General features: G+C 74.4%; 23 protein-coding genes. 22 read left to right on the top strand and 1 reads right to left on the bottom strand.

What is annotated here, in order from left to right; translation table 11 throughout:
• The first annotated feature begins 150 nt into the window (after nucleotides 1-150).
• The 21 genes from ACFVSN_RS40080 (at nucleotide 151) to ACFVSN_RS39980 (ending at nucleotide 17139) form a co-directional block, all read left to right on the top strand.
• Entirely contained in the window at nucleotides 151-1074 is a 924-nt protein-coding gene (locus tag ACFVSN_RS40080; RefSeq protein WP_380436826.1) for an ACP S-malonyltransferase, read from the top strand.
• A 63-nt stretch (nucleotides 1075-1137) separates the two neighbouring features.
• Complete coding sequence (locus ACFVSN_RS40075; protein ID WP_387589911.1) at nucleotides 1138-1896, top strand: thioesterase II family protein; 759 nt, start codon at nucleotides 1138-1140, stop codon at nucleotides 1894-1896.
• Between the two features lie 178 nt (nucleotides 1897-2074).
• Nucleotides 2075-2329, top strand: coding sequence for an acyl carrier protein (locus ACFVSN_RS40070; RefSeq protein ID WP_380436822.1), 255 nt, complete (start codon nucleotides 2075-2077; stop codon nucleotides 2327-2329).
• 35 nt (nucleotides 2330-2364) lie between these two features.
• A complete protein-coding gene (locus ACFVSN_RS40065; RefSeq protein ID WP_387589907.1) occupies nucleotides 2365-3630 on the top strand; it encodes a beta-ketoacyl-[acyl-carrier-protein] synthase family protein in 1266 nt (421 codons plus the stop codon).
• Nucleotides 3627-4778, top strand: coding sequence for a beta-ketoacyl-[acyl-carrier-protein] synthase family protein (locus ACFVSN_RS40060; RefSeq protein WP_387589904.1), 1152 nt, complete (start codon nucleotides 3627-3629; stop codon nucleotides 4776-4778). Before ACFVSN_RS40065 ends, ACFVSN_RS40060 begins: the two co-directional genes overlap by 4 nt.
• Nucleotides 4775-5638 carry a beta-ketoacyl synthase N-terminal-like domain-containing protein gene (locus ACFVSN_RS40055; protein WP_387958355.1) on the top strand — a complete coding sequence of 288 codons (864 nt, stop codon included), beginning with the start codon at nucleotides 4775-4777 and terminating at the stop codon, nucleotides 5636-5638. Before ACFVSN_RS40060 ends, ACFVSN_RS40055 begins: the two co-directional genes overlap by 4 nt.
• Nucleotides 5635-6498, top strand: coding sequence for an alpha/beta fold hydrolase (locus ACFVSN_RS40050; protein ID WP_380505602.1), 864 nt, complete (start codon nucleotides 5635-5637; stop codon nucleotides 6496-6498). The genes ACFVSN_RS40055 and ACFVSN_RS40050 overlap by 4 nt, the downstream gene beginning before the upstream one ends.
• Nucleotides 6495-7463: a hypothetical protein gene (locus tag ACFVSN_RS40045; protein WP_380436812.1), complete on the top strand. Its 969-nt coding sequence runs from the start codon at nucleotides 6495-6497 to the stop codon at nucleotides 7461-7463. The genes ACFVSN_RS40050 and ACFVSN_RS40045 overlap by 4 nt, the downstream gene beginning before the upstream one ends.
• A complete protein-coding gene (locus ACFVSN_RS40040; RefSeq protein ID WP_387589897.1) occupies nucleotides 7460-7834 on the top strand; it encodes a hypothetical protein in 375 nt (124 codons plus the stop codon). The genes ACFVSN_RS40045 and ACFVSN_RS40040 overlap by 4 nt, the downstream gene beginning before the upstream one ends.
• A 1-nt stretch (nucleotide 7835) precedes the next feature.
• The gene (locus tag ACFVSN_RS40035; protein ID WP_380436808.1) at nucleotides 7836-8243 is read left to right on the top strand and encodes a hypothetical protein; all 408 of its coding nucleotides are present in this window, start codon (nucleotides 7836-7838) and stop codon (nucleotides 8241-8243) included.
• Nucleotides 8243-8650, top strand: a complete 408-nt coding sequence (locus ACFVSN_RS40030) for a hypothetical protein (protein WP_380436806.1) — start codon at nucleotides 8243-8245, stop codon at nucleotides 8648-8650. Before ACFVSN_RS40035 ends, ACFVSN_RS40030 begins: the two co-directional genes overlap by 1 nt.
• A 47-nt stretch (nucleotides 8651-8697) precedes the next feature.
• Nucleotides 8698-9807, top strand: a complete 1110-nt coding sequence (locus tag ACFVSN_RS40025) for a beta-ketoacyl synthase N-terminal-like domain-containing protein (RefSeq protein ID WP_380436804.1) — start codon at nucleotides 8698-8700, stop codon at nucleotides 9805-9807.
• A gap of 61 nt (nucleotides 9808-9868) precedes the next feature.
• On the top strand, nucleotides 9869-10117 hold the full coding sequence (locus ACFVSN_RS40020; protein ID WP_359971072.1) for an acyl carrier protein: 249 nt from the start codon (nucleotides 9869-9871) through the stop codon (nucleotides 10115-10117).
• On the top strand, nucleotides 10117-10509 hold the full coding sequence (locus ACFVSN_RS40015; protein ID WP_380436801.1) for a 3-hydroxyacyl-ACP dehydratase FabZ family protein: 393 nt from the start codon (nucleotides 10117-10119) through the stop codon (nucleotides 10507-10509). The genes ACFVSN_RS40020 and ACFVSN_RS40015 overlap by 1 nt, the downstream gene beginning before the upstream one ends.
• A gap of 68 nt (nucleotides 10510-10577) precedes the next feature.
• Nucleotides 10578-11009, top strand: coding sequence for a 3-hydroxyacyl-ACP dehydratase FabZ family protein (locus ACFVSN_RS40010; protein WP_380494066.1), 432 nt, complete (start codon nucleotides 10578-10580; stop codon nucleotides 11007-11009).
• Nucleotides 11010-11024: 15 nt separating this feature from the next.
• Complete coding sequence (gene fabG, locus ACFVSN_RS40005; protein ID WP_387958353.1) at nucleotides 11025-11771, top strand: 3-oxoacyl-[acyl-carrier-protein] reductase; 747 nt, start codon at nucleotides 11025-11027, stop codon at nucleotides 11769-11771.
• A 52-nt stretch (nucleotides 11772-11823) separates the two neighbouring features.
• The gene (locus ACFVSN_RS40000; protein WP_387958351.1) at nucleotides 11824-12447 is read left to right on the top strand and encodes a 2-hydroxychromene-2-carboxylate isomerase; all 624 of its coding nucleotides are present in this window, start codon (nucleotides 11824-11826) and stop codon (nucleotides 12445-12447) included.
• A gap of 28 nt (nucleotides 12448-12475) precedes the next feature.
• Nucleotides 12476-12691: an MbtH family protein gene (locus ACFVSN_RS39995; protein ID WP_380436795.1), complete on the top strand. Its 216-nt coding sequence runs from the start codon at nucleotides 12476-12478 to the stop codon at nucleotides 12689-12691.
• Nucleotides 12692-12856: 165 nt separating this feature from the next.
• Entirely contained in the window at nucleotides 12857-13567 is a 711-nt protein-coding gene (locus tag ACFVSN_RS39990; protein WP_387958349.1) for a thioesterase II family protein, read from the top strand.
• The gene (locus tag ACFVSN_RS39985) at nucleotides 13564-14406 is read left to right on the top strand and encodes a mycofactocin-coupled SDR family oxidoreductase (protein ID WP_380436791.1); all 843 of its coding nucleotides are present in this window, start codon (nucleotides 13564-13566) and stop codon (nucleotides 14404-14406) included. The genes ACFVSN_RS39990 and ACFVSN_RS39985 overlap by 4 nt, the downstream gene beginning before the upstream one ends.
• Before the next feature lie 54 nt (nucleotides 14407-14460).
• Nucleotides 14461-17139, top strand: a complete 2679-nt coding sequence (locus tag ACFVSN_RS39980) for an amino acid adenylation domain-containing protein (protein WP_387958348.1) — start codon at nucleotides 14461-14463, stop codon at nucleotides 17137-17139.
• A gap of 60 nt (nucleotides 17140-17199) precedes the next feature.
• Here ACFVSN_RS39980 and ACFVSN_RS39975 read toward each other — a convergent pair whose 3' ends face one another.
• Nucleotides 17200-17757, bottom strand: a complete 558-nt coding sequence (locus tag ACFVSN_RS39975; protein WP_380436787.1) for a hypothetical protein — start codon at nucleotides 17755-17757, stop codon at nucleotides 17200-17202.
• A 135-nt stretch (nucleotides 17758-17892) separates the two neighbouring features.
• On the opposite strand from ACFVSN_RS39975, the gene ACFVSN_RS39970 reads away from it, so the two are divergent.
• Nucleotides 17893-24827: amino acid adenylation domain-containing protein (locus ACFVSN_RS39970; RefSeq protein ID WP_387958347.1), on the top strand; the 6935-nt coding region annotated here is incomplete at its 3' end.

Genomic DNA, 24827 nt, shown 5'->3' with positions numbered 1-24827 from the left:
GGGTACCGCACGCACCCGGAAATCCCCTTCCCGATGGCCTGCCGTACTCCCCCGAAACTGCCGGCCGTCGGCACGGGGACCCGCCCTCCGGAAAACCTCCGGCGGCGGGCCCCCGTACCCACCGGTGAATTCGGCGCGGAAGGCGGGTCAATGGACCAGAACCCGATCGGTCTGGTGTTCCCCGGCCAGGGGACGCAGAAAGCGGGAATGGGCGAGCCCTGGCGGGAAACCCCGTCCTGGGAAATCGTCACGGCAATCTCCGGGGTCACCGGGGAGGATCTCGCGGAACTGCTCCTGGACACTCCGGACGAACACCTGCGGCGCACCGACCTGGCGCAGCTCACCGTGTTCACGGTGGCCATGGTCGCGTACGCCGAGGCGGTGCGCCGCGGCGCGCTCGACGGGCCGGTGGCCGCCGTGGCCGGCCACAGCCTGGGCGAGTACGCCGCGCTCACCGCCGCCGGGGCGCTCACCCTGCCCGACGCCGCCGCGCTGGTGGCGGCCCGCGGCCGGGCCATGCGGGACGCCGCCGACGAGCGCCCCGGCACCATGGGCGTCCTGGTCGCCGCCCCGCTGGAGCAGGTCGCCGAACTCACCGACCGGATCCGGGCGCGGGGCGCCGAGGTGTGGGTCGCCAACGTCAACGCGCCCGGCCAGACCGTGGTCTCCGGCTCCGCCGAGGGCATCGAGCTGATCGGCGCCGAGGCGCCCTCGATCGGCGCCAAGATGATCCGGCTGTCCGTCGGCGGCGCCTTCCACAGCCCGTACATGGCGCCCGCCGCCGAACGGCTGCGGACCGCACTGAAGAACACCGCCTTCGCCCCGGCCCACCTGCCGGTCGTCGCCAACGCGGACGCCCGCGCGTACGCCGGCGACTGCGACTGGCCCGCCCTGGCCACCCGCCAGCTCACCTCGCCGGTGCTCTGGGAGCCCTCCGTGCGCACCCTCACCGGCGAGCTCGGCTGCCGCCGGCTGGTCGAGATCGGCCCCGGCAAGACCCTGGCCGGCCTGATCCGCCGGATCGCGCCGGAGACCGGGGTGGTGTCGCTGAACAGCCCGGCCGCGCTGGGCTGACCGGGGCCGGGAGGGGTCCGAGGACCGGCCCCAGCACCGAACCGGACAAGGAGAACCACCCCGATGACACAGGCCACCGAGAGCATCTGGCTGCGCCGGTACCCCACCGCGGCACCCCCGCGGCTGCGGCTGCTCTGCCTGCCGCACGCCGGCGGCTCGGCCGGCTTCTTCCACGGCTGGGGGCGCGCCTTCGGCGAGGACGTCGAAGTCCTCGCCGTGCGCTACCCCGGCCGCCAGGAGCGGATCGCCGAGGACCCGTGGACCCGCCTGGAGGACCTCGCCGACGCGATCACCGCCGAGCTCGCCCCCTGCCTCGACACCCCGCTCGCCCTGTTCGGCCACAGCATGGGCGCCACCGTCGGCTACGAGATCGCGCTGCGCCTCGCGCAGCGGCACGGCATCGCCCCGGCGCTGCTGGCCGTCTCCTGCCGCAAGGCCCCGCACCTGCTGACGCCGCGCACCGCCGCCTTCGGCAGCGACGACGACCTGCTCGCCGAGGTCGGCCGGATGGGCGGCACGGACGCCGCGCTGCTGGCCGACGAGGACCTGCGCGAGCTCGTCCTGCCCGCCATCCGCGCCGACTTCCGGGCCGTCGCCGGGTACGCGCCGCGGCCCGGCGTGCCGCTGCCCTGCCCGGTGGCCGGCTACGTCGGCGACGGCGACCCCGACGTCGCCCCCGACGAGGTCGCGGCCTGGGCCGGGATCGCCCCGGCCGGCTTCGACCTGACCGTCCTGCCGGGCGGCCACTTCTACCTGGTCGAGCAGCGCGAGGCGCTCGTCGCGGACCTCCGCGCACGGCTTTCCGCGACCGTCCGCCGCTGAATTCCCGGACGCCGGTGGCAGGTTGTTGCAGCCGCCGTTGTGGGCCCGGAAACCGGGCTCGCAGAATTCCATCCGCACGGTTATTCGATCCGGCGCGGCACCCCGCGCCGCATCCCGCACCACATCCGGCAATGCATTCCGCGCGGCCCGGGAACCGGGCCGGACAAAGGAGAAGACCATGACCACCGCCACCCGCGACGAGCGCCTCGAAACCATCAAGGAAATCGTCTGCGACATTCTGGAGATCGAGGAGGACGAGGTCACCGAGACCAGCCTCTTCAAGGAGGACCACGACGCCGACTCGCTCCGCGCGATCGAGATCCTCGCCGCCCTGGAGAAGGAGTTCGGCGTCGTGATCAACCAGAGCGAGCTGCCCCGCATGGTCAACCTCACGGGCGTCTACGAGGTCGTCTCGGAGCCGGCCGGCTGGTAGTCCCGACAACGCTGCGACGGATGGGGAGGGTCGCCATGACGGCGGCAGGAAACGGCACCGGGCACACCGGGCCGCAGCGGCACCGGGTGGTGCTCACCGGGCTCGGGGTGGTGTCCAGCATCGGCCTCGGCGTCCGGGAGTTCCTCACGGGGCTCCGCGAGGGCCGCAGCGGGGCCCGGCCCATCTCGGTGTTCGACACCGAGGGCTTCGCCCACGCCAACGGGTGCGAGATCACCGACTTCGACCCGCGGGACTGGATCCGCACGCTGGAGGTCGAACAGCTCGGCCGGGCCGCGCAGTTCTCGACCGCGGCGGCCCGGATGGCCCTGGAGGACTCCGGCCTCGACCTGGCACTGCTGCGCGGCCGGCGCGGACTGATCTCCATCGGCACCACCGACGGCGAGAGCTACGACCTCGACCAGCTGGTCGAGCGCGAACTCGCCGACGGCACCGGCACCTTCGACCCGACGGCCGCCCGGCGAGTGCCGGCCGGGCGGCTGTCGGCGGCCATCGCCCAGGAACTGGGCCTGACCGACGTCGAAGCGCTGACCATCCCGACCGCGTGCTCCGCGGGCAACTACGCCATCGGCTACGGCTTCGACGCCGTCAGCTCCGGCGAGGCGGAGTTCGCCTTCTGCGGCGGCGCGGACGCGATGTGCCGCAAGACCTTCACCGGCTTCTACCGGCTCGGCACCATCGCCCCCGACCGCTGCCAGCCCTTCGACGTCGACCGCAAGGGCATCCTCACCGGCGAGGGCGCCGGCGTGCTCGTCCTGGAGCGGCTGGACTCGGCGCTGGAGCGCGGCGCCACCATCTACGCCGAGGTGCTCGGCTACGGGCTGAACTGCGACGCCCACCACCAGGTGGCCCCGGACCGGGACAGCGTCGCCGAGCTGATGCGGCTCGCCCTGGACAACGCCGGCGTCAAGCCGCAGGAGGTGGACCTCATCTCCGCGCACGGCACCGGCACCAAGGCCAACGACATCACCGAGGCCGGCGCCATCCGGCAGGTGTTCGGCGACACCCCGCCGCGCACCGTCTCGATGAAGTCGATGCTCGGCCACAGCATGGGCGCCGCCAGCGCGCTCGGCGCGATCGGCTGCGCGCTCGCGATCCGCAACCGGTTCATCCCGCCCACCATCAACCACGTCACCACCGACCCCGACTGCGACGTCGACTGCGTGCCCAACCAGGCGGTCGAGGCCGACCTGCGGATCGTCCAGAACAACGGTCTCGCGTTCGGGGGCAACAACGCGGCGGTCCTGCTCGGGCGGTACGACGCGACCAAGGAGGCGTCATGACGATCCGCCCCATCATCGGGATGGGCGCGGTCGCCGCCACCGGCACCGGTGTCGGCGAGCTCTTCGAGAACCTGTGCGCGGGCGTCTCCGGCCGCGCCGAACTGCGCGGCTTCGACCGCACCAGGTTCCGCGCCCAGCACGCGTACGAGGTCGACGACCGCCCCGCCCCGGGCGAGGACGTCCCGGGCCGGGCCGGCCGGCTGCTGCACGAGGCGATCGCCCAGGCCGCCGCCGACGCGGGCCTCGGCGAGGACCTGTCCGGCATCCCGATCCTGGTCGGCACCGGCCTGCGCGAACTGCGCTCGCTGGAGCTGTGGTGGGCCGACGGCTCGCCGTTCGCCGACTCCGGGCTGCACTTCGGCACCGGGCTGAAGGAACGCTTCAACGCCGACGTCACCCACACCTTCTCCAACGCCTGCTCGGCCTCGCTGTACGCGCTCGCGCTGGCCGGCGACCTGCTCGACCAGGAGGGCCCGGACGCGCCCGACACCGTCATCGTGGCGGGGGTCGACGTCCTCACCGAGTCCATGTACGGCCTGCTGGAGCGCGTCCACGCGACACCCCCGGACCGGGTGCGGCCCTTCGACCGCAACCGCACCGGCGTGCTGATGGGCGACGGCGCCGCCGCGATCGTGCTGCGCCGCACCGAGGAGGGCGCCCCGCAGGTGCACGCCCGGCTGCGCGGCGTGGCCGTCAACTGCGACGCCTTCCACGTCACCGCGCCCTCCCCGGAGGGCATCGCCGAGGCCATGCACGCCGCCCACCGGCTGGCCGGCGTCAAGCCCGCCGACCTCGACCTGGTGATGGTGCACGGCACCGGCACCCTGCTCAACGACGAGGCCGAGGCCACCGCCCTGGCCGCCGTGCTCGGCGACGACGCCTCCGGCCCGCTGATGACCGCGGTGAAGTCGATGACCGGCCACACCTCGGGCGCCTCCGGCCTGATCAACCTGATCGTCGGCGTCCGGGCCCTGAACGAGGGCCGGGTGCCGCCGACCGTCGGCCTGGAGGACCCGGTGGACGAGGCCGCGAAGTTCAGCTTCGTCACCGGCGAGGCCGCCACCGACCGGACGCTGCGGCTCGCGCAGCTGAACGCCTTCGGCTTCGGCGGCATCAACGCCGTGGCCATCGTGGAGGGGACCCGATGAACGTAGTGGTCACCGGCGCCGCCGTCCTGCTGCCCGGCACCGAGACGGTCCGCGCCCTCGCCGACGGGCCCACCCCCGGCGGGGCCCCGGTGGAGCCGGCCGCGCACGTCGGCAAGAAGGGCCTGCGCTACAAGGACCGGGCCACCCAGCTCGGTTACGCGCTCACCGCCGCCGCGCTGCGCGACGCCGGACTGCTCGGCGCGGACGAGAAGGCGGGCATCACCGTGCCGGCCGTCAGCGTCGGCGTGGTCGCCAGCTCCAACTTCGGCAACCTGGACACCGTCACCCGCGCCCTGGACACCCTGCGCGAGGGCACCGTCACGGCCACCTCGCCGATGGACCTGCCGAACGCCTCCAGCAACGTCATCGCCTCCTCGGCGGCGATCCGCTACGGGCTGCGCGGCCCCAACCTGATGGTCTGCAACGGCGAGACCTCCGGCCTGGACGCGCTGCACTGGGCCGCCACCCTGATCAACGCCGGCCGGGCCGAGCGCGTCCTCGTGCTCGGCGTCGAGCCGGACAACGAGGTGGTGCGCCGGCTGCTCGGCGGCGAGCGCGCCGTCGACGGCGGGGCGGCCCTGGTGGTCGAGTCCCGCGCGGCCGCCGCCGCCCGCTCGGCGACCGTCCGCGCCGTGCTCGGCGGCTACCGCCGCGGCGCCGCCGCACCCGACGAGCGGGGCCTGCGCTGGGAGCTGCCCGCGCACCTCGGCAAGGCCTCCGGCGCCGCCGGGCTGCTCCAGGTGGCGGCCGCGGTCGGGCTCTTCGACGCCGGCGAGCCGGGCCCGGTCCAGGCCGTCACCGGCGGCGCCGGCGACGACGCCCGCGCCGACCTGCTGGTGCTCGCCCCCGAAGCGGCATGAGCGGCGACGCCGTGGCGGGCGGGCCCGACCTGCGCCCGGTCTCCGTCGAGCGGCGCACCGACGGCACCGGCCCCCGCGTGCTGCTGCTGCACGGCCTGGCCGCCAACGACAGCGTGTGGGAGCCCGCGCTCCCCGAACTGCCGGACGGCCTGCAGATGTGGACCGCCCGGCTGCCCTGGCGCACCGAGACCATCACCGGCCTCGGCACCGAGACCGACCTGGCCGGCCGGCTCGCCCAGGCGCTGGAGTCGGTGCCCGGCGGCGCCGAGGTCGTCGTCGCGCACTCGATGGCGGCCAACGTGCTGCTCGACCTGCTGGACCGCGAACTGCGGGCCGGCGTGGACGCACCGCGCAAGTACGGCCTCCGCGCGCTCGTCCTGGTCTCGCCGTTCTACCGCTCGCGCGCCGAGCAGTTCGACTGGGAGACCATCAGCTACTACCTGAACGACTTCCACCTGATCATGGAGGAGGGGATCCGGGCCCACTCCGGCGGCCGGGTCCCGGCCGACCTGCGGCGGGCCATGGGCGAGCGGGTGCGCGAACGCGTCGGCCCGTACGGCTGGTTCCGCTTCTTCGACCTGTACCTGCGCACGCCCGCGCTGGCGGCCGGCCGACTCGCCCTGCCCACCCTGGTGCTGGCCGGCGAGAGCGACTTCGCCGCCCCGCCCGGGGAGGGCGTGGCGCTCGCCGGGGCCCTGCCCGACGCCCGCTCCCTCGTCCTGCCCGGCTGCGGGCACTTCCCGATGCTCGACGCGCCCGGACGGTTCGCCGCCGCCGTCGCCGAGTTCGTCCACACCGTCCCGGGCCTGTCGCCGTCCGACGGCCACGCCCGACCAACCGCCCTGGAGCTCCAGCGATGACCCTCGTCACGGACACCGCCGTCAAGGCGCTGCTGACCACCTCCACCGCCACCCAGGTCCGCCCCCGCTACGAGGGCTCCAACATCTGCACCTGGATCGGCTTCAAGCACGTCAACTACCTCGTCGAGGAGGCCGTCCTCGACCACTTCCGGCAGGCCGGGCTCCCGGCCCGCGCGCTCTACGAGGAGCACGGCCTCGGCCTCGACCTGGTCTCGATCGACACCCGCATCCTGCACGCCTTCCACATGGACGACGTGGCCGAGGCCGAGGTCGTGCCGTGGACCAAGGACGAGGACGGCACGATCGGCCTCAAGGTCGTCATCCGGGTCGAGCGCGACGGCGAGGTCCTCAAGGCCGTCACCTCCAAGGTCCGCGTCTCGCTGCGGATCGACACCTACCTGGAGGCGGCCGGCGAGGTGCCCGCGCTGCTCGCCCGCTTCGCCGTCGCCAAGCTCGGCGACGACCTGGAGCGCGCGGCCGGCACCGCCGCCCCCGCCGAGGAGGAGGTCCTCGCCTCGCTGACGGCCGGGCAGAACGCGTACGCGTGGAAGTGGAACATCCCGTACCCGTACTGCCACTTCACCGAGCGCATCCAGATGTCGGGCTACCTGCGGCTGATGGAGGAGGGCAAGGACCGCTTCGTCGCGGACCGCGGCATCTCCATCAAGACCCTGCTGGACGACCGCAAGTGGATCCCGGTCGTGCCGCGCTCCGACATCCGCATCCTCGACGAGGCGCTGATGGAGGAGGACCTCTACACGGTGTACACCGTCGAGGAGGTCTTCAAGGACTTCACCTACACCTCCCGCATGGACTTCTACGTCCTGCGCGACGGCGAGCTGGTCAAGACCGCGACCGGCCGCATCGTGCACGGCTACGCGGTGATCGGCAACCGCCGCGACTGGAGCCTGGTGAGCTTCGACCAGCGCGTGCTCGACGCCGTCAACGGAGTGCAGCAGGCGTGAGCGAGCTCAGCGAGATTTCCGCGAGCGGGGTCGAGGTGTGGGAGGGCTCCACGCCGCGCCTGCTGCTCATCGAGAGCCAGGGCCGCGTCGCCCAGGACGCCGGCTTCCGGCGCGACGCGGTCGCCCAGGTGCTCACCGGGCAGTCGGCGCTCCTCTTCCTCGTCCAGGACGGCGTCGTGCTCGCCGTCCCGGGCAGCGACTCCGACCTCGACCGCTTCCAGGAGGAGGGCGGGGTCCTCGCCGCGGACAGCTTCTCGCTGGCCCAGCACGGCCTGGACGGCGCGGCCCTGCGCCCCGAGCTCCGGGTGGTCGGGATGGACGTCGTGGCGGGCTGGATCCTCGATCCGGCCGTCCGGGTGGTGTGGCACTGAGGTGGCCAGACGGATCCCGCACACGGACGTGCTCATCACCCTCATGGGTGCCCCCCACGCATCGGACCAGGTCACCACCGCCCTGCGGCTGACCCAGGCCCTGTTGGAGCGCGGTGCCACCGTGCAGGTGTGGACCTGCGGCTACGCCACCCTGCTCACCCAGAAGCCGCTCGGCCCGGACAAGCCGCGCAACCTCGCCGACTGGAACCGGGAGTACCCCTCCCTCGCCACGCTCGCCGGGGAACTGCTCACCGCCCACCCGGACCGGCTCCACTGGTACGGCTGCCGGTTCTGCAGCGACGACCGCGGCGCCGTGGACCACCTCCCCCAGGTCGTGCTCCGCCCGCCGGCCGGCTACGCCGCCAACGTCGCCGCCGCGGACAAGACCCTGCTGATGGGGGTGATCTGATGGCCGGCGACCCGACGGACCCGACGGACGGCCGGGTGCTGGCCATCGTCGAACGCGGCTACCGCGGCGCGCTCGACAAGCAGTTCTTCGACGAGCTGTACCTCGCCACCGAACTGCACCGCCAGCTCGGCGGACTGGACGTCCTGCTGCGCGGCTCGGCCGCCGGCTACGCCCTGGACGCCGCGCCGCCGCCCCCGCTGCGGATCGGCAACCGCACCGTCGACACGCTCACCGACCCCCGCCAGGGCCTGCGCACGCTGCTCGGCGCGGGCGTGCGGGTGCTCGTCGAGGAGCCCGACATCGCGGCGCTGCGCTCCCCGCTGCCGCTCGTCGACGGCGTCGAGCTCGCCCCTGCGGGCGCGACCGCCGCGCGCTGGGGCGAGTACCGGATGGTCGTCTTCCTCTGAACGCCCCGCCCCACTGACCCCTTGACCGAAAGGAACCGGTGACGGTCATGACCACCCTCACCACGGGCGCCGGACGCCCGGTGATCACCGCCTGGTCGGCCGTGTCGCCCTACGGCATCGGCCGCACCGCCTTCACCGAGGGCCTGCGCGAGCGCCGCGGCACCGTCACCGCGCTCGGCGCCGAACACGGCACCACCCCCGACGGGACCGGCCACGTCGTGCCCGGCTTCGCGATCCGCGAGGTGCTCGGCAAGAAGGGCACCCGCTCGATGGACCGGGTCACCGGCCTCGCCGTCACCGCCGTCGGCGCGCTGCTCGACGACGGGCCGCGCAACCGGGCCGTCGGCACCGGCGAGGGCGCCGCGTTCGCCCTCGGCACCACCACCGGCAGCGCCCAGTCGATGATGGACTTCACCCGCGACTCGCTCACCGGCGAGCAGCCCTTCTTCGTCGACCCCGCGCGCTTCCCCAACACGGTGATGAACTGCGCGGCCGGCCAGAGCGCCATCTGGTACCAGCTGAAGGGCCCCAACGCGACCATCGCCGGCGGCCGCACCGCCGGCCTGCACGCGCTCAACTACTCGCGCCGGCTGCTCGGCACCGGCCGCGCCCGGACCGTCCTGTGCGGCGCGGCCGAGGAGTTCAGCCAGGCCCGGTCCTGGCTGGAGCACCACAGCGGCGACGCGGCCGAGGCCGGCGCGCCCGCCCTCGGCGAGGGCTGCGCGATGCTCCTCGTCGAGCCGTACGCCCCCGGGGACCCGGACCAGCCGGTGCTGGCCGAACTCCTCGGCGTCGAACTGCGCGTCGTCCTCGACGGCGACCCCGCCCCCGTGCTGGCCGCCGCCCTGCGCGCGGCGCTGGAGCGGGCCGGCGTCGAACCGGGGCAGGTCGCCGCGGTGGCCCGCTCCGGCGCGCCCGGCCGCGAGGGCCGCGGCGAGGCCGAGGCCGTCCGCGAGGTGCTCGGCACCGACGGGTACGCCGACCTGACGCTGACCGGGCTGATCGGCGACACCGGGGCGGCCGCGGCCGCCTTCCAGGCCACCGCCCTGCTCTCGTACGCGGCCGACCACCCCGCCGGGGCGGCCGGACGGATCGGCGTGATCACCTCCGTGGACCGCAGCGGCACCGTCGGCTGCGCCCTGCTCGGCCTGCGCTGAGCCCCGGCTCCTCCGCACTCCCCCTGAACTCCTCCGAACTCCTCCGAAAGGAACGGCAATCGTGCTGGACAAGGAAGAACTCCGCGCCGTGGTCGCCCAGGTGCTGGACGTCGACGCCGAGGAGGTCACCGACGACGCCCGCTTCGTCGACGACCTGGAGGTCGACTCGCTGATGGCCCTGGAGATCGTCGTCGTGCTGGAGAAGAAGTACGGCGTGAAGCTGCCCGAGTCGGACCTCAAGCAGATCACGACCCTGCGGAACGCCTACGACGTCCTGCTCGGCCGGCTCGACGCGGCGAAGGCCGCCTGATGCCCGCCGCCGGCCCGCTCGGCGGCGCGGTCGAGGTGCTGCCCGCCACCGACGGGCTGCGCACCGCGGCCCGCTTCCGGGTGGAGGACACCGAGACCGTGCTGCCCGGCCACTACCCGGGCTTCCCGATCTTCCCCGGCGTCTGCCTGGTCGAGTGCACCCACCAGGGCGCGCTCGCCACCCTGCCCGCGGAGGCGAAGGGCGCCGCGCTGGCCGCCGTGGAGTCCACCCGGTTCACCGGGCCGGTCTTCCCCGGCGACGAGCTGGAGATCGCCATGGAGTGGAAGCGGACCGCGGCCGGCGACTGGCAGTGCCGGGCCAAGCTGGCCACCGGGCGCGGCCCGGCGGCGAGCGTCCGGCTGCGCTACGCCCTCGCGGAGGTGGCGGCGTGACCGGCTTCTCCGTGCCGGGTGTGATCGGCCAGCGCGACATCCGCGCCCGGCTGCCGCACCGCTTCCCGATGCTCCTGGTGGACCGGGTCGTCGACCTCGTCCCCGGCGAGCGGCTGACCGCCCTCAAGGCCGTCACCTGCAACGAGCCCTGGTACGAGAAGCTCGGCGCGGACACCCCCGCCGAGGACTTCGCCTACCCGTCCTCGCTGCTGGTCGAGTCCTGGTGCCAGTCCGCCGGGGTGCTGGCCACCTGGGACGACCCCAACCCGGACGTGCTGAGCGGGCAGGTGATGCTCTTCGGCGGCATGACCGGCGTCGAGTTCCACCGCCCCGTGCTTCCCGGCGAGGTCCTGGAGCACGTCGTCCGGCTGGACCGCCGGGTCGACGACACCGTGCTGTTCGAGGGCGAGACCCGCTCGGCCGGCGAACCCGTGATGACCGTCGGCCGGATCGTGATGGCCTTCCGCCCCGCCGAGGCGCTGCGCCCGGCCACCGTCTGAGGAGAGAGCACCACCATGTCGGACACCACCAGCCGGGTCGCCCTGGTCACCGGCGGCTCGCGCGGCATCGGCCGGGCCACCGTCACGGCGCTCGCCCGGGACGGCTTCGACGTCGCCTTCTGCTACCGCTCGGACGACGAGGCGGCGCGCAGCCTGGAGAAGACCGGCGACGAGCACGGCGTACGGATCACCGGCACCCGGGTGGACGTCGCCGACGGCGCCGCCGTCCGGGCCTGGATCGAGGCCACCGAGGACGGGCTCGGCCCTGTCACCGCGGCCGTCACCGCGGCCGGCATCACCCGCGACAACCCGCTCGTCCTGATGGAGGACGAGCAGTGGCGCCAGGTCATCGACACCAACCTGGACGGCGTCTACCACGTCTGCCGCGCCGTGGTGTTCGGCATGATGAAGCGCCGCGGCGGCGCGATCGTCAACATCTCCTCGGTCGCCGGGGTCTACGGCCACGGCACCCAGACCAACTACTCGGCGTCCAAGGCCGGGATCATCGGCTTCACCCGCGCCCTGGCCAAGGAGAGCGGCCGCGCCGGCATCCGGGTCAACGCCGTCGCCCCGGGCTTCATCGAGACCGACATGGTCGCCGCGATGAACGACAAGGCCCGCAAGGAGGCACTGACCTCGATCCCGCTGCGCCGCATGGGCACCGCGGAGGAGGTCGCCGACCTGGTCGCCTACCTGGTCTCGGACAAGGCCGCGTACATCACCGGCGCGGTCCTCCAGATCGACGGCGGCATCACCATCTAGCCCGGACGGCCGGGCAGTTCGAACCACCCGTTCAGAAAGGCTGGAGGCGGCGATGGCACGACGTGCACCGCGCTGGTACTTCTCCTTCCGCAGCCCCTACTCCTGGATGGCCTACCGCGACCTGGTCGACCACCACCCGCAGGAGGCCGAGCGGATCGAGTGGCTGCCGTTCTGGGAGCCGGACCCGTCCGCCCAGGACGAGCTGGAGCAGAGCAACATCCGGCTCCCGTACGTCCCGATGTCCAAGGAGAAGCACCTCTACATCCTGCAGGACGTCCGGCGCCTGGCCCGGGCCCGCGACCTGGAGATGGTCTGGCCGGTCGACCCGGCCCCGCGCTGGGAGGTCTCGCACCTCGCCTACCTGGCCGCCGAACGGCTGGGCGTCGGGCGGGAGTTCATCGCCGAGACGTACCGCACCCGGTGGGAGCGCGGCGAGGACATCTCGCGGCCCGACACCATGCGCAAGATCGCCGAGACCATCGGCGCCGACCCGGAGGCGCTGGCCCGGGCCCACGAGGACCCGGAGGTCCGCGAGCTCGGGATGGCCGCGCTGGGCTCCCTGCACCGCGACGGCGTGTTCGGCGTGCCGTTCTTCATCTGCGGCTTCGACAAGTACTGGGGCGTGGACCGGCTGCCGGACTTCCTCCGGCGCCTGCAGTCGCTCAAGGTCTCCTGACCCACCACCACCGAAGGAAGGGCCCACCATGGCCAGCAACCCGTTCGAGAACGACGACGCCCGCTACCTGGTCCTCGTCAACGAGGAGAACCAGCACTCGCTCTGGCCCTCCTTCGCCGAGGTCCCGGCCGGCTGGACCTCCGTGTTCGGCGAGGACGGCCGCCAGGCCTGCCTCGACTACATCAACGAGCACTGGACCGACATGCGGCCGAAGTCCCTGGCCGACGCCATGAACGCCGCCTGAACCACCCCGTCCGGCCGGCGGGCGGCGGGCGTTGGCAGCAATCTGCAACGCCCGTTGCCCGCGCTCGGGGCCCGGTGACAGCGTGGACGTCCGGCCGCCCCCGGGCGGCCACGCCCCCGGTCGCCGTGCAGCCACCACGCAGCTTCCCAGAAAGCGATGCCGCTCATGACCCACTCCCTGGTGTGCCTGCCCTTCGCGGGGGGCGGCGCCGGCTTCTACCGCGGGTGGAAGAACCTCCCCGCACACGCCCCGCGCATCGTCCCGCTCCAACTGCCCGGCCGCGAGGAGCTGTTCCTCGACGAGCCGTTCACCGACGCGGCGACCGCCGCCGCCGCGCTCGCCCCGCGGGTCGCGGAGCTGGCCGACGGTCCGGTCGCGCTGTTCGGGCACAGCCTCGGCGCGGTGCTCGCCTTCGAGCTCGCCCGCGCACTGGAGCAGCAGCCCGCGGTCGACCTCGTCCACCTCTTCGTCAGCGGCTCGCCCGGCCCGTGGACCCCGCGCACCCGCCGCGCCACCGGCCTGGACGACGACGCCTTCCTCGCCCGGGTCCAGGAGTTCGCCGGCTACCAGCACGACGCGCTGGCCGACCCGGACATGCGCGAACTGCTGCTGCCGATCCTGCGCGCGGACGTCGGGATGCACGAGGACTACCGGCCCGCGACGGACGAGCCGCTGCGCACCCCGATCACCTCGCTGCGCGCCACCGGGGACACCCTGGTGACCCGAGAGCAGGCCGGGGAGTGGCGCGCGGCCACCACCGTCGCGTTCCGGCTGGTGGAGCCGGAGGGCGGCCACATGTACCTCACCGAGTCGCCGCTGCCGGTGGTCGATGCCGTCGCCGCCGCGCTCGCCGCTCCCTCGGGCGCCGCCTCGTGAACGAGCCCGCCACCGGCCGGCTGAGCGGCAGGACGGCCCTCGTGACCGGCGCCGCCCGCGGCCTGGGCCGCTCGTGCGCCGTCCGGTTCGCCGCCGAGGGCGCCGACCTGGTGCTGGTCGACGTCGCCGGCGACCTCGACGGCGTGCCCTACCCGCTCGGCTCGCAGGGCCAGCTGGCGCACACCGCCGAGCTCTGCCGGGCGCACGGCGCGGCCGTCCACACCGTCGCCGCCGACGTCCGCGACCCGGCCGACGTCACCCGCGCCGCCGAGCAGGCGCTGGACCGCTTCGGCACCGTCGACGTGCTGCTCAACAACGCCGGCATCGCCGCGCCCTCGGGCAAGGCCGTCCACGAGATCGCCGAGGACGAGTGGGACCTCATGGTCGGCATCGACCTCACCGGCGCCTGGCGGATGATGAAGGCGGTCGTGCCCGCCATGGTCGAGCAGCGCTCCGGCAGCGTGATCAACGTGGCCTCCACCGCCGGGCTGGTCGGCTACCGGCACTTCGCCGGGTACGTCGCCGCCAAGCACGGCCTGATCGGCCTCACCAAGGCCGCCGCGCTCGACTACGCGCCCTTCCGGGTCCGGGTCAACGCCCTGTGCCCCGGCTCGGTGCGCGACGACCCGCTGCACGAGGGCCGGATGCTCGCCGAGATCGCCCGCTCGCTGGACGTCGCCGTCGACGAGCACGAGGAGATCTTCGTCCAGGCGCAGCCGATGAACGCCCTCATCGAGCCGCAGGACATCGCCGGCGCCGCGCTCTGGCTGGCCGGCGACGACTCCCGGCAGGTCACCGGGACCACGCTCACCGTCGACGGCGGCTTCAGCGCCCGCTGACCGCCCGCCCACGTCCCGCACGCCCGTTCGCCCCACCGTCAGGAGTGTCCGTCCATGTCGAGAAGTCAGGCCGCGTCCTGCCACAGCCTGGTGGTCCGGCTGCCGGGCGCCGTCGAGGCCGGGGAGCTGGCGCGGCGGCTGCGCACCGCCGCCGGCCGGGCCCGCGCCGAGCTGGCGGGCCTGCCGCTGTGGGAGGAGCGGGTGGACCTGCCCGCCGGCCACCCGCGGGCAGCCGCCCGGGCCCGGCGCGAGGCCGAACGCCCGCTGCGGGCCGCCGGGCCGCCGCTGCGCGCGGTGCTGCTGCGCTACGCCGACGACGCGGCGGACCTGGTGCTCGTCGCGCGGCACGAACTGGCCGTCGACGGTGCCGCGTTGACCTTCGCCGAGGCCGAGCCCGGGGCCTCCGTCACGCCCGTCGCGCCCGCCACGCCCGTCGCGCTGGAGTGGGGCCTGGGCGAGCCGGCCGCGGCCGGGGCCGTCGCGGAGCTCCCGCTGCCGGACGGCCTGCCGGGTGACGCCACGCTGCTCGTCGGCGCCGCCGCCCTGGTGCTCGCCCGGTACGGCACGGGCGCTCCGGTGGACGAGGCGCAGGACGTGTCGGCCTACCTGGCCGGACGGCCCGCGTACGAGGGCGGCGTGCTCGACCTCGGCGGCATCGGCGTGCTGGTCGAGGAGGCCCGCGCGGGCCAGTGGCGGGTGGCGCAGCTGGCGCCGGCACTGCCCGGCCTGCTGCACCTCACCGTCGGTGCGGACGGCACGGCGGCCGGGGTGCTGCGCCACCGGCCGAGCGAGCTGGCGCCGGTCGTCGCCTCGCGATTCGCCGACCACGTCGCCCACGTGGCACGGCAGTTGGCGGCGGACCCGGGCCGGGCGCTGGAGACCGTCGAGCTGCTCACCCCGGCCGAGGCGGAGCACGTCCTGGCCCTCGGTGTCACCCCGCCGGCCGGGAGCCCCGCGTCCGCCGTCCGCACGATCGACGGGCTCTTCGCCGACGTGGTCCGCGAGCGGCCGGACGCCGTCGCGCTCACCGCCGGCGAGACGAGCCTGCGCTACGCCGAGCTGGACGCCCTCGCCGAGCGCACCGCCGCCGGGCTGCGCGCCCTCGGCGTGGCCCCCGGCTCGATGGTCGGCGTCGCCCTGGAGCGCGACGCGGACCTGGTGATCAGCCTGCTCGGCGTGCTCAAGGCCGGCTGCGCGTACGTGCCGATGGACCTGCGCTACCCCGAGGACCGGCTGCGCTACACCGTCGGCAACGCCGGGGCGGGCGTCGTCATCGGCACCGGCGAGGGCCTCCCGGCGGACCTGGACGGCGTGCGCGTCGTCACCCCGGCGGAACTGCGCGCGCTCGGCGACGCGGCCCCGGCCGCGCCCCGCGCCGAGGACGGCGCCGCGCCCGCCTACGTCATCTACACCTCCGGCTCCACCGGCCGCCCCAAGGGCGTCGTCATCCCGCACCGCAACGTCGCCGCGCTGGTCGAGGCCACCCGCGGGGACCTGCGGCTCGGCCCGGACGACGTGTGGACGCTGTTCCACTCCAGCGCCTTCGACTTCTCGGTCTGGGAGATCTGGGGCTGCCTGCTCACCGGCGGCCGGCTCGTCGTCGTCGACCACTGGACCACCCGGGACCCCGAGCTGTTCCACGCCCAGCTGGTCCGCGAGCGGGTCACCGTCCTGAGCCAGACGCCGTCGGCCTTCGCCCAGCTGGTCGAGACCGACCGGCCGGCGCCCGCCGACGCGCTCGCCGTGCGCCTGGTGGTGTTCGGCGGCGAGCCGCTGGACGTGCGGATGCTCGCCCCCTGGTTCGCCCGGCACTCGCCCACCGCCTGCCGGCTGGTCAACATGTTCGGCATCACCGAGACCACGGTGCACGTCACCGCGCACACCGTGACCCCGGCCGACGTCCTCGCCACCGGCCGCAAGGTCGGCCCGGCGCTGCCCGGCTGGTCGCTGTCGGTGCGCGACCCGCGCGGGCGGCTGCTGCCGGTCGGCGTGCCCGGCGAGATCTGGGTGGGCGGCGCCGGCGTCGCCGACCGCTACCTCGGGCAGCCGGAGCTGACCGCCCGGCGGTTCGTCGAGGACCCGTACGGCGGCGGCCGGATCTACCGCAGCGGCGACCGCGGCCGGCTGCGCCCGGACGGCGCCCTGGACCACCTGGGCCGGCTGGACAGCCAGGTCAAGGTGCGCGGCCACCGGATCGAGCTGGACGAGATCCGCAACGTGCTGCTGGGCCACCCCGACGTGACCGGCGCGGCCACCGTGCTCAACCACGAGACCCCCGGCGACGCGGCCACCGCCCGGATCGACGCCTACGTGGCGCTGCGCGGCACGGCCGCCCCGGCCGACGTCCTCGCGCACGCCCGCGGGGTGCTGCCCGGGTACATGGTGCCCGCCTCGGTCACCGCCGTGCCGGCGATCCCGCTGACCATCAACGGCAAGGTGGACACCGCCGCGCTGCCCGCGCCCGGCGCCGCCGCGGCCCCGGCCGGGGCCGGCGCAGCCACGGACGGTGCGGACCCGCTGACCGACCAGGTCCTCAAGCTGTGGAGCCACGCGCTCGGCGCCGAGGTCGGGCTCCAGGACAATTTCTTCGAGCTCGGCGGGAATTCCCTGCTGGTGATCCGGGTGCTCCGGGAAATGCGCGACCAGGGACTCCCCAAGGTGACCACCCAGGACTTCTACCGGAACTCGACGGCGGGCCGGTTCGTGGAACTCGTCCGGGACGCCAGGGGCTGATACCGAGAAGAACGGAAAGGCCCGAAAGCAAAGGGCCCCGGGCTGACCGCCCGGGGCCCTTCAGGCCGTTCCGTCGACGCGTTTCTTGACCGCCGCCAGGAGCGCGATCCGAATCATTCCGCTGGGAATGCGGATGACCTTCCAGTACCGCCCGAAGCTGCGTTTCGCCGCGTCGTCGGTGGCCAGGATCCTGGTCTCGGTGGAGAGCACCCCGCCGGCGCAGCGCAGGGTGAAGACGACCTTGGTGCAGCCCGGCTCCGCGTAGTCCCTGAAGACCTCGGCCATCGGCTGCTCCGGGGTGACGGGACCGGCCGGCGAGCCGATCCCCCCGTACACCAACTCGTCGTCGGACAGGGCGAGTACGGTCTCTCCGCCCATCGCGAAGTCGTCCAGGACCCGGCCGTCCGGGCGCAGCTTGTTCTTGGTGAACGCGAGCAGGAAGCGGGCCACCGGGGCCTCCCGCCAGGTCATCTCGCGGGCCGCCGCCAGCACCTCCTCCGGGGGCGCGGTGACGGCCACCCAGTGGTGTTCGCGGAAATGCCATTCCGGCATGTAGCGGTCGACCAGCTCCCCCTTCGGAGGGGTCGGCCCGGACTCCTTCGTGCCGTTCTCCTTCATGCCGCGACGCTAGCACGCGGCCCGGCGGCCACCAAGGCGTGGCAGCTTTCTGCAAGCGGCGTTGTCCGGGCTTCGGGGCCGCTGTTAGACATGGTTTCCGGTTGGTTTTCGTCGAGGTATTGAGGGTGAGTGGCCGTGTCCGACCTCCAGGATGTCCTGCTGCCGCTGACCGCCGCCCAGTCGGGTGTCTGGTACGCGCAGCAGCTGAATCCGCAGAACACCATCTTCAACACCGGCGAATTCCTGGAAATCGGCGGTCCGGTGGACGCGGGGCTGTTCGAGGCGGCGCTGCGCCGGGTGGTCGCGGAGGCGCAGACGCTGCGGCTGCGCTTCACCGGGACGGAGACCGGGCCGGCGGCGCGGATCGTGCCGGCCGAGGAGCTGGAGTGGTCCCTGCACGTGGTCGACGTGAGCGCGGAGGCGGACCCGTGGGCCGCCGCCCGGGCCTGGATCGCCGCGGACTTCGCCCGGCCGCTGGACACCGAGCACGACCACCTGTTCCTGTTCGCGCTGTTCAAGGTGGCCGAGGACCGCCACCTGTGGCTGCACCGCTACCACCACCTGCTGGTCGACGGCTTCACCGTCAACATGGTCGCCCGGCGCACCGCCGCCGTGTACTCGGCGCTCGCGGCCGGCGAAGAGGTCCCGGAGAGCCCCTTCGCGCCGCTCGGGCAGATGCTCGCCGAGAAGGAGGAGTACCGCGACTCCGAGCGCCGCGCCGCCGACCGCGCGTACTGGACGGAACGGATGCGGGGCTGCCCCGAGCCGGTCAGCCTGTCCGGCGAGCAGCCGCGGCTGGCCCGCTCGCTGGCCCGGCACACCGCCCACCTCGACCCGGCCGGCACGGACCGGCTGCGCGAGCTCGCGAGCGAGGCCGGCGTCACCTGGCCGCCCGCGCTGGTCGCCGCCGTCGCCCTGTGGCTCGGCCGCCTGACCGGCTCGCCCGAGGTCGTGCTCGGCCTGCCGGTCTCCACCCGGCTCGGCCAGAGCGCCCGCAGCGTGCCCGGCATGGTCTCCAACGTGCTGCCGCTGCGCATCGCCGTCGAGCCCGGCGCGACCGTCGAGGAGCTGCTCGCCGGGGTCTCGCGCGAGATGCGCGCCGCGATGAAGCACCAGCGCTACCAGTTCGAGGACCTGCGCCGTGACCTCGGCATGCTCGCCGACGACCGCCGGCTGGTCGGCCCGCACGTCAACATCATGATGTTCGACTACGACCTGCGGTTCGGCGGGCACCCGGCCCGCCCGCACAACATCTCGATCGGCCCGGCCGACGACGTGTCGTTCATCGTCTACGACCGCGGCACCGGCGCGGGCCTGCAGATCGACTTCGACGCCAACCCGGACCTCTACGGCGACGACGAACTCACCGCCTACCAGCGGACGTTCCTGGACTTCCTGCACCGCCTCGGCACCGCCGCGCCCACCGACCGCGTGGACTCCGTCGCGCTGGACACCGCCGGACTGCCCTCGCGCACCCGTGCCACCGCCGGTGACGCGGACGGCCAGGCGGCCCCCGCCGTCGCCCGCGCCCCGCGCACGGACGCCGAGGATGCGCTGTGCCGGCTGTTCAGCGAGGTGCTCGACGAGCAGATCGGCTCGATCGACGACAACTTCTTCCTCCTCGGCGGCAGTTCGATCCAGGTGACCCGCCTGGTCGGCCGGATCCGCAAGGAGCTGAAGGCCGAACTCACGCTGCGCACGGTCTTCGAGCACGCCACCGTCGCCACCCTCGCCGAGGCCCTCGGCCTGGGCGCCGGCACCGCCTCCGAGCCCGCCCCCGCCGCCCGCGCCGCGCTCACCGCCCGGCCGCGCCCCGAGCGGATGCCGCTGTCCGCCGCGCAGAACCGGCTCTGGTTCCTCAACCAGATGGAGAGCGGCAGCGGCCGCGCCGCCTACAACGACGGCCTCACCGTCGAGCTCACCGGCCGCCCCGACGCCGACGCGCTGCGCACCGCCCTGGCCGACGTCGCCGCCCGGCACGAGAGCCTGCGCACCGTCTTCCCCGTCCTCGACGGCACCCCGCACCAGCACGTGCTCGACCCCGCCGACGCGCGGCCCGCGCTCCACGTCACCGAGGTCGCCGACGAGGACGACCTGGACGAGCTGCTCGCCGGCGCCGCCGCCCTCGGCTTCGACCTGGCGGCCGAAGTCCCGGTGCGCGCCCACCTGTTCACGCTCGCCCCCGAGCGGCACGTGCTGCTGCTGGTGGTCCACCACATCGCCGGCGACGGCTGGTCGGTCGCCCCCTTCACCCGCGACCTCAGCCTCGCCTACGCCGCCCGCCTGCGCGGCGAGGCCCCGCGCTTCGCGCCGCTGCCCGTCCAGTACGCCGACTACACGCTGTGGCAGCGGGAGCTGCTCGGCGACGAGCGGGACGGGCGGAGCCTGCTCGCCCGGCAGATCGAGCACTGGCGCGCCGCCCTCGCCGAGCTGCCCGAGGAACTCGCCCTGCCCGCCGACCGGCCGCGCCCGGCCGTGGCGAGCCACCGCGGCGGGCGGACCGCCTTCGAGCTCGACGGCGAGACCCACCGGCGGCTGCTCGCGCTCGCCCAGGGCTCCGGCGCGAGCCTCTTCATGGTCGCCCAGGCCGCGCTGGCCGCCCTGCTGCACCGCGTCGGCGCGGGCGACGACATCCCCGTCGGCACCGTCATCGCCGGACGCACCGACGAGGCACTGAACGAGCTGGTCGGCTTCTTCGTCAACACCCTGGTACTGCGCACCGACGTCTCCGGCGACCCGACCTTCCGCGAACTGGTCGACCGCGTCCGTGAGTTCGACCTCACCGCGTACGGCCACCAGGACGTGCCGTTCGAGCGCCTGGTCGAGGCGCTCAACCCGGTGCGCTCGCTGGCCCGCCACCCGCTCGCCCAGGTCACCCTGGCGCTGGCGGACAACGCGGCGCCGCTGCTGGAGCTGCCCGGCCTGGAGACGGCGATCCGCCACCTGGAGACCGACACCGCCAAGTTCGACCTGTCGCTGCGGCTCGCCGAGCGCTTCGACGCCGAGGGCCGCCCGGCCGGCCTGGCCGGCGGCTTCGAGTACGCCCGCGACCTGTTCGACGAGGCCACCGTCCGGGTGCTCGGCGAGCGCTTCCGCCGCCTGGTCGAGGCCGTCACCGCCGACCCGGCCGTCCGCGTCGGCGCCGTCGACCTGCTCGGCGACGCCGAGCGCGCCCGGATCCTCGGCGAGTGGAACGACACCGCCCTCGACGTCCCGGCCGCCACCACCCCCGCACTGTTCGCCGCCCAGGCCGCCCGCACCCCGGACGCCCCCGCCCTCCTCCACGAGGGCACCGGGCTGAGCTACCGCGAGCTCGACGAGCGCTCCGCCCGGCTGGCCGCGCTGCTCGCCGAGCGCGGCGCGGGCCGCGGCCGGACCGTCGCGGTCGCCCTCGGCCGCGGCGTGGACACCGTGGTCAGCCTGCTCGCCGCGATGCGCGCCGGCGCCGCCTACCTGCCCGTCGACCCGGCCTACCCGGCCGAGCGCATCGCCTACATCCTCGACGACGCGCGCCCGTGCCTGGTGGTCACCAGCACCGCGCTCCAGGCCGCGCTCCCCGCGGACGACGACACCCCGCGGCTGCTCCTGGACACCGTCGAGCTGCCCGCCCAGCCGCTGGCCGACGGGCCGTTGACCGTGCACGACGCCGCCTACGTCATCTACACCTCCGGCTCCACCGGCCGCCCCAAGGGCGTCGTGGTGAGCCACCGCGGCGTCGCCAGCATGGCCGCCGCCCACCGGCTCCGGTTCGGCGGCGGCGCCGGGCACCGCGTGCTCCAGTTCTCCTCGCCCAGCTTCGACGCCTCCATGTGGGAGATCCTGACCACCCTGGTCAACGGCTCGGCGCTGGTCCTCGCCCCGGCCGGACGGCTGGCCGCCGGCGAGCCGCTGGCGGCCCTGCTGGCCGAGCAGCGGGTCACCCACGCGACCCTCCCGCCGGTCGTGCTCGCCGCCATGGGCGACGCCGCGCTGCCCGCCGGGATGACGCTGGTCACCGCCGGCGAGGCCTGCTCGGCCGAGCTCGTGGCCCGCTGGGCCGACGGCCGCGCCATGGTCAACGCGTACGGCCCGACCGAGTCCACCGTCTGCGCCACCATGTCCGCGCCGCTCGTCCCCGGCGCCGGCGCGCCCACCATCGGGCGGCCGATCACCAACACCCGGGTGCTCGTCCTGGACGCCGGCCTGCGGCCCGTCCCGGCCGGCGTCGCGGGCGAGCTGTACCTCACCGGCGCCGGCCTCGCCCACGGCTACCTCGGCCGCCCCGGCCTGACCGCCGAGCGCTTCACCGCCAACCCGTACGGCCCGGCCGGCTCGCGCATGTACCGCACCGGCGACCTCGTGCGCTGGACGGCGCACGGCGAGCTCGACTACCTCGGCCGGGTCGACGACCAGGTCAAGATCCGCGGCTTCCGGATCGAGCTCGGCGAGGTCGAGGCCGCGCTGCTCGGCCACCCGGCCGTCGCCCAGAGCGCGGTGATCGTCCGCGAGGACCGGCCCGGGGACAAGAGGCTCGCCGGCTACGTCGTGCCGCCCGCCGGCGCCGTCGCCGACCCGGCCGAGCTGCGCGCCCACGTCGGCGCCGCGCTGCCCGACTACATGGTCCCGGCCGCCGTCCTCGTCCTGGACGCGCTCCCGGTCACCGCCAACGGCAAGCTCGACAAGCGCGCCCTGCCCGCCCCCGACTTCGGCGCGAGCACCGGGCGGGCGCCCGAGACCGCCCGGGAGCTGCTGCTCGCCGGGCTGTTCGCGGAGGTCCTCGGCCTGGAGTCGGTCTCCGCCGACGACAGCTTCTTCGACCTCGGCGGGCACTCCCTGCTCGCCACCCGCCTGGTCGGCCGGATCCGCACCGAGGCCGGCGCCGAACTCACCGTGGGCGCCCTCTTCGAGGCGCCGACCGTCGCCGCGCTCGCCGCCGCCCTGACCGGCGCCGCCGGCGCCAGGGCCGCCCTGCGGCCGCAGGCCCGACCAGCGCGCGTCCCGCTCTCCCACGCCCAGCGCCGGCTCTGGTTCCTCGGCCACTTCGACGGCCCGAGCGGCACCTACAACCTCGGCCTCTCGCTGCGCCTGCGCGGCCGGCTCTCGGCCGACGCCCTGGCCGACGCGCTCGCCGACGTCACCGCCCGCCACGAGGCCCTGCGCACGCTCTTCCCCGACACCGACGGGCACCCCGAGCAGCTGGTCCTCGACTCCGCCGACCCCGCCACCCGGCCGCGGCTGCACCGCGCCGAGGTCACCTCCGGGCAGCTCAACACCGCGCTCTCCGAGGCGGCGGCCGCCGGCTTCGACGTGACCGCCGAAATCCCGCTGCGCGCCCACCTGTTCACCCTCGCCGAGGACGACCACGCGCTGCTGGTGGTCGTGCACCACATCGCGGCGGACGGCTGGTCGATGGCACCGCTGGCCCGCGACCTGTCGGTGGCGTACGCGGCCCGACTGGGCGGCAGCGCGCCGGAGTTCACGCCGCTGCCGGTCCAGTACGCCGACTACACACTGTGGCAGGCCGAGGTCCTCGGCGACGAGCACGACCCGGCCGGCGAGCTCAACCGGCAGATCGACTACTGGCGCACAGCACTCGCGGGACTGCCCGAGGAACTCCCGCTGCCCACCGACCGGCCCCGCCCGGCCCGGATGACCTACCGCGGCGAGACGGTGCCGTTCGACGTGTCCAGTGAACTGCGCGGCCGGTTGGAGGAGTTGGCCCGCGAGAGCGGCACCAGCCTCTTCATGGTCGTCCAGGCCGCACTCGCCACGTTGCTGCACCGCCTCGGCGGCGGCGAGGACATCCCGCTCGGCTCGCCGATCGCGGGCCGCACGGACGAGTCGCTCGACGACCTCGTCGGCTTCTTCATCAACACGCTGGTGCTGCGCAACGACCTCTCGGGGCGGCCGAGCTTCCGCGAACTGCTGCGCCGCGTACGGGAGACGGACCTCGCGGCGTACGCCCACCAGGACGTGCCGTTCGAGCGCCTCGTCGAGGCCATCAACCCCGAGCGCTCGATGGCGCGCCACCCGTTGTTCCAGGTCTCCTTCCAGCTGCAGAACATCCCGTCGGACCGGCTGGTGCTGCCCGGCGTCGCGGTCGAGACGCAGCCGATCCGGCTGGACACGGCGAAGTTCGACCTCTCGTTCACGCTCGCGGAGTCGGAGGAGGGGCTGGCGGGGAGTGTCGAGTACGCCGTCGACCTGTTCGACCGGGCGACGGCGGAGGCGTTGGGCGCGCGGCTCGTCGCGGTGCTGGAGGCCGTCGCGGCGGACCCGTCGGTCCGGGTCGGTGACGTCGACGTCCTGACCGGGGACGAGCGCGGGCTCGTCCTCGGCGAATGGGCCGGCATCGCTCGGGAGTTGGCCCCGGCGACCTTCCACGGGCTCTTCGAGGCCGCCGTCGACGCCACGCCCTCGGCGCCCGCGATCGCGAGTGGCGAGCTCGTGCTCACTTATGCCGAGGTGGAGGAGCGGGCCAACCGGCTCGCGCACTGGCTGCACGGCCAGGGCGTCGGTGCGGAGAGCATCGTCGCGCTGCTGCTGCCGCGATCCGTCGACATCGTCATCGCCCAGCTCGGTGTGCTGAAGGCCGGGGCGGCGTACCTGCCGATCGACCCCGACTACCCGAGCGACCGCATCAGCTACATGCTCGATGACGCGAAGCCGGCACTCGTCCTGCGCGAACTCCCCTCCGTCTCGAAGGAATCGGCAGAGCGTCCCGGTGTCGCGGTCGACCAGGCCAACCCGGCGTACCTGATCTACACCTCCGGCTCCACCGGCCGCCCCAAGGGCGTCGTCGTCACCCACACCGGCATCGCCGCCTTCGCCACCGCCGAACTCCAGCGCTTCGACGTCACCCCCGACAGCCGCGTCCTCCAGTTCGCCTCCCCGAGCTTCGACGCCTCGGTGTTGGAACTCGTCATGACCTTCGCCGCCGGCGCCACCCTCGTCGTGCCCCCGCCCGGTCCCCTCGCCGGAGACGTCCTCGCCGATGTCCTGACGAGCGAGCGCGTCACGCACTCCCTCATCCCCCCGGCAGCCCTCGCCAGCGTCCCCGCTGGCGACTTCCCCCACTTCCGCAGCCTCAT

Origin of the sequence: Kitasatospora sp. NPDC057904, from assembly GCF_042887925.1 — a bacterium.
GTDB lineage: Bacteria > Actinomycetota > Actinomycetes > Streptomycetales > Streptomycetaceae > Kitasatospora.
This window is presented reverse-complemented; position numbering and strand designations above follow the sequence as displayed.

Bases quoted from the DNA above. Each gene is read 5' to 3' on its own strand.
- ACFVSN_RS40080 (WP_380436826.1), top strand. From the start codon at position 151: ATGGACCAGAACCCGATCGGTCTGGTGTTCCCCGGCCAGGGGACGCAG.
- ACFVSN_RS40075 (WP_387589911.1), top strand. From the start codon at position 1,138: ATGACACAGGCCACCGAGAGCATCTGGCTGCGCCGGTACCCCACCGCG.
- ACFVSN_RS40070 (WP_380436822.1), top strand. From the start codon at position 2,075: ATGACCACCGCCACCCGCGACGAGCGCCTCGAAACCATCAAGGAAATC.
- ACFVSN_RS40065 (WP_387589907.1), top strand. From the start codon at position 2,365: ATGACGGCGGCAGGAAACGGCACCGGGCACACCGGGCCGCAGCGGCAC.
- ACFVSN_RS40060 (WP_387589904.1), top strand. From the start codon at position 3,627: ATGACGATCCGCCCCATCATCGGGATGGGCGCGGTCGCCGCCACCGGC.
- ACFVSN_RS40055 (WP_387958355.1), top strand. From the start codon at position 4,775: ATGAACGTAGTGGTCACCGGCGCCGCCGTCCTGCTGCCCGGCACCGAG.
- ACFVSN_RS40050 (WP_380505602.1), top strand. From the start codon at position 5,635: ATGAGCGGCGACGCCGTGGCGGGCGGGCCCGACCTGCGCCCGGTCTCC.
- ACFVSN_RS40045 (WP_380436812.1), top strand. From the start codon at position 6,495: ATGACCCTCGTCACGGACACCGCCGTCAAGGCGCTGCTGACCACCTCC.
- ACFVSN_RS40030 (WP_380436806.1), top strand. From the start codon at position 8,243: ATGGCCGGCGACCCGACGGACCCGACGGACGGCCGGGTGCTGGCCATC.
- ACFVSN_RS40025 (WP_380436804.1), top strand. From the start codon at position 8,698: ATGACCACCCTCACCACGGGCGCCGGACGCCCGGTGATCACCGCCTGG.
- ACFVSN_RS40015 (WP_380436801.1), top strand. From the start codon at position 10,117: ATGCCCGCCGCCGGCCCGCTCGGCGGCGCGGTCGAGGTGCTGCCCGCC.
- ACFVSN_RS40010 (WP_380494066.1), top strand. From the start codon at position 10,578: ATGCTCCTGGTGGACCGGGTCGTCGACCTCGTCCCCGGCGAGCGGCTG.
- fabG (WP_387958353.1), top strand. From the start codon at position 11,025: ATGTCGGACACCACCAGCCGGGTCGCCCTGGTCACCGGCGGCTCGCGC.
- ACFVSN_RS40000 (WP_387958351.1), top strand. From the start codon at position 11,824: ATGGCACGACGTGCACCGCGCTGGTACTTCTCCTTCCGCAGCCCCTAC.
- ACFVSN_RS39995 (WP_380436795.1), top strand. From the start codon at position 12,476: ATGGCCAGCAACCCGTTCGAGAACGACGACGCCCGCTACCTGGTCCTC.
- ACFVSN_RS39990 (WP_387958349.1), top strand. From the start codon at position 12,857: ATGACCCACTCCCTGGTGTGCCTGCCCTTCGCGGGGGGCGGCGCCGGC.
- ACFVSN_RS39980 (WP_387958348.1), top strand. From the start codon at position 14,461: ATGTCGAGAAGTCAGGCCGCGTCCTGCCACAGCCTGGTGGTCCGGCTG.
- ACFVSN_RS39975 (WP_380436787.1), bottom strand. From the start codon at position 17,757: ATGAAGGAGAACGGCACGAAGGAGTCCGGGCCGACCCCTCCGAAGGGG.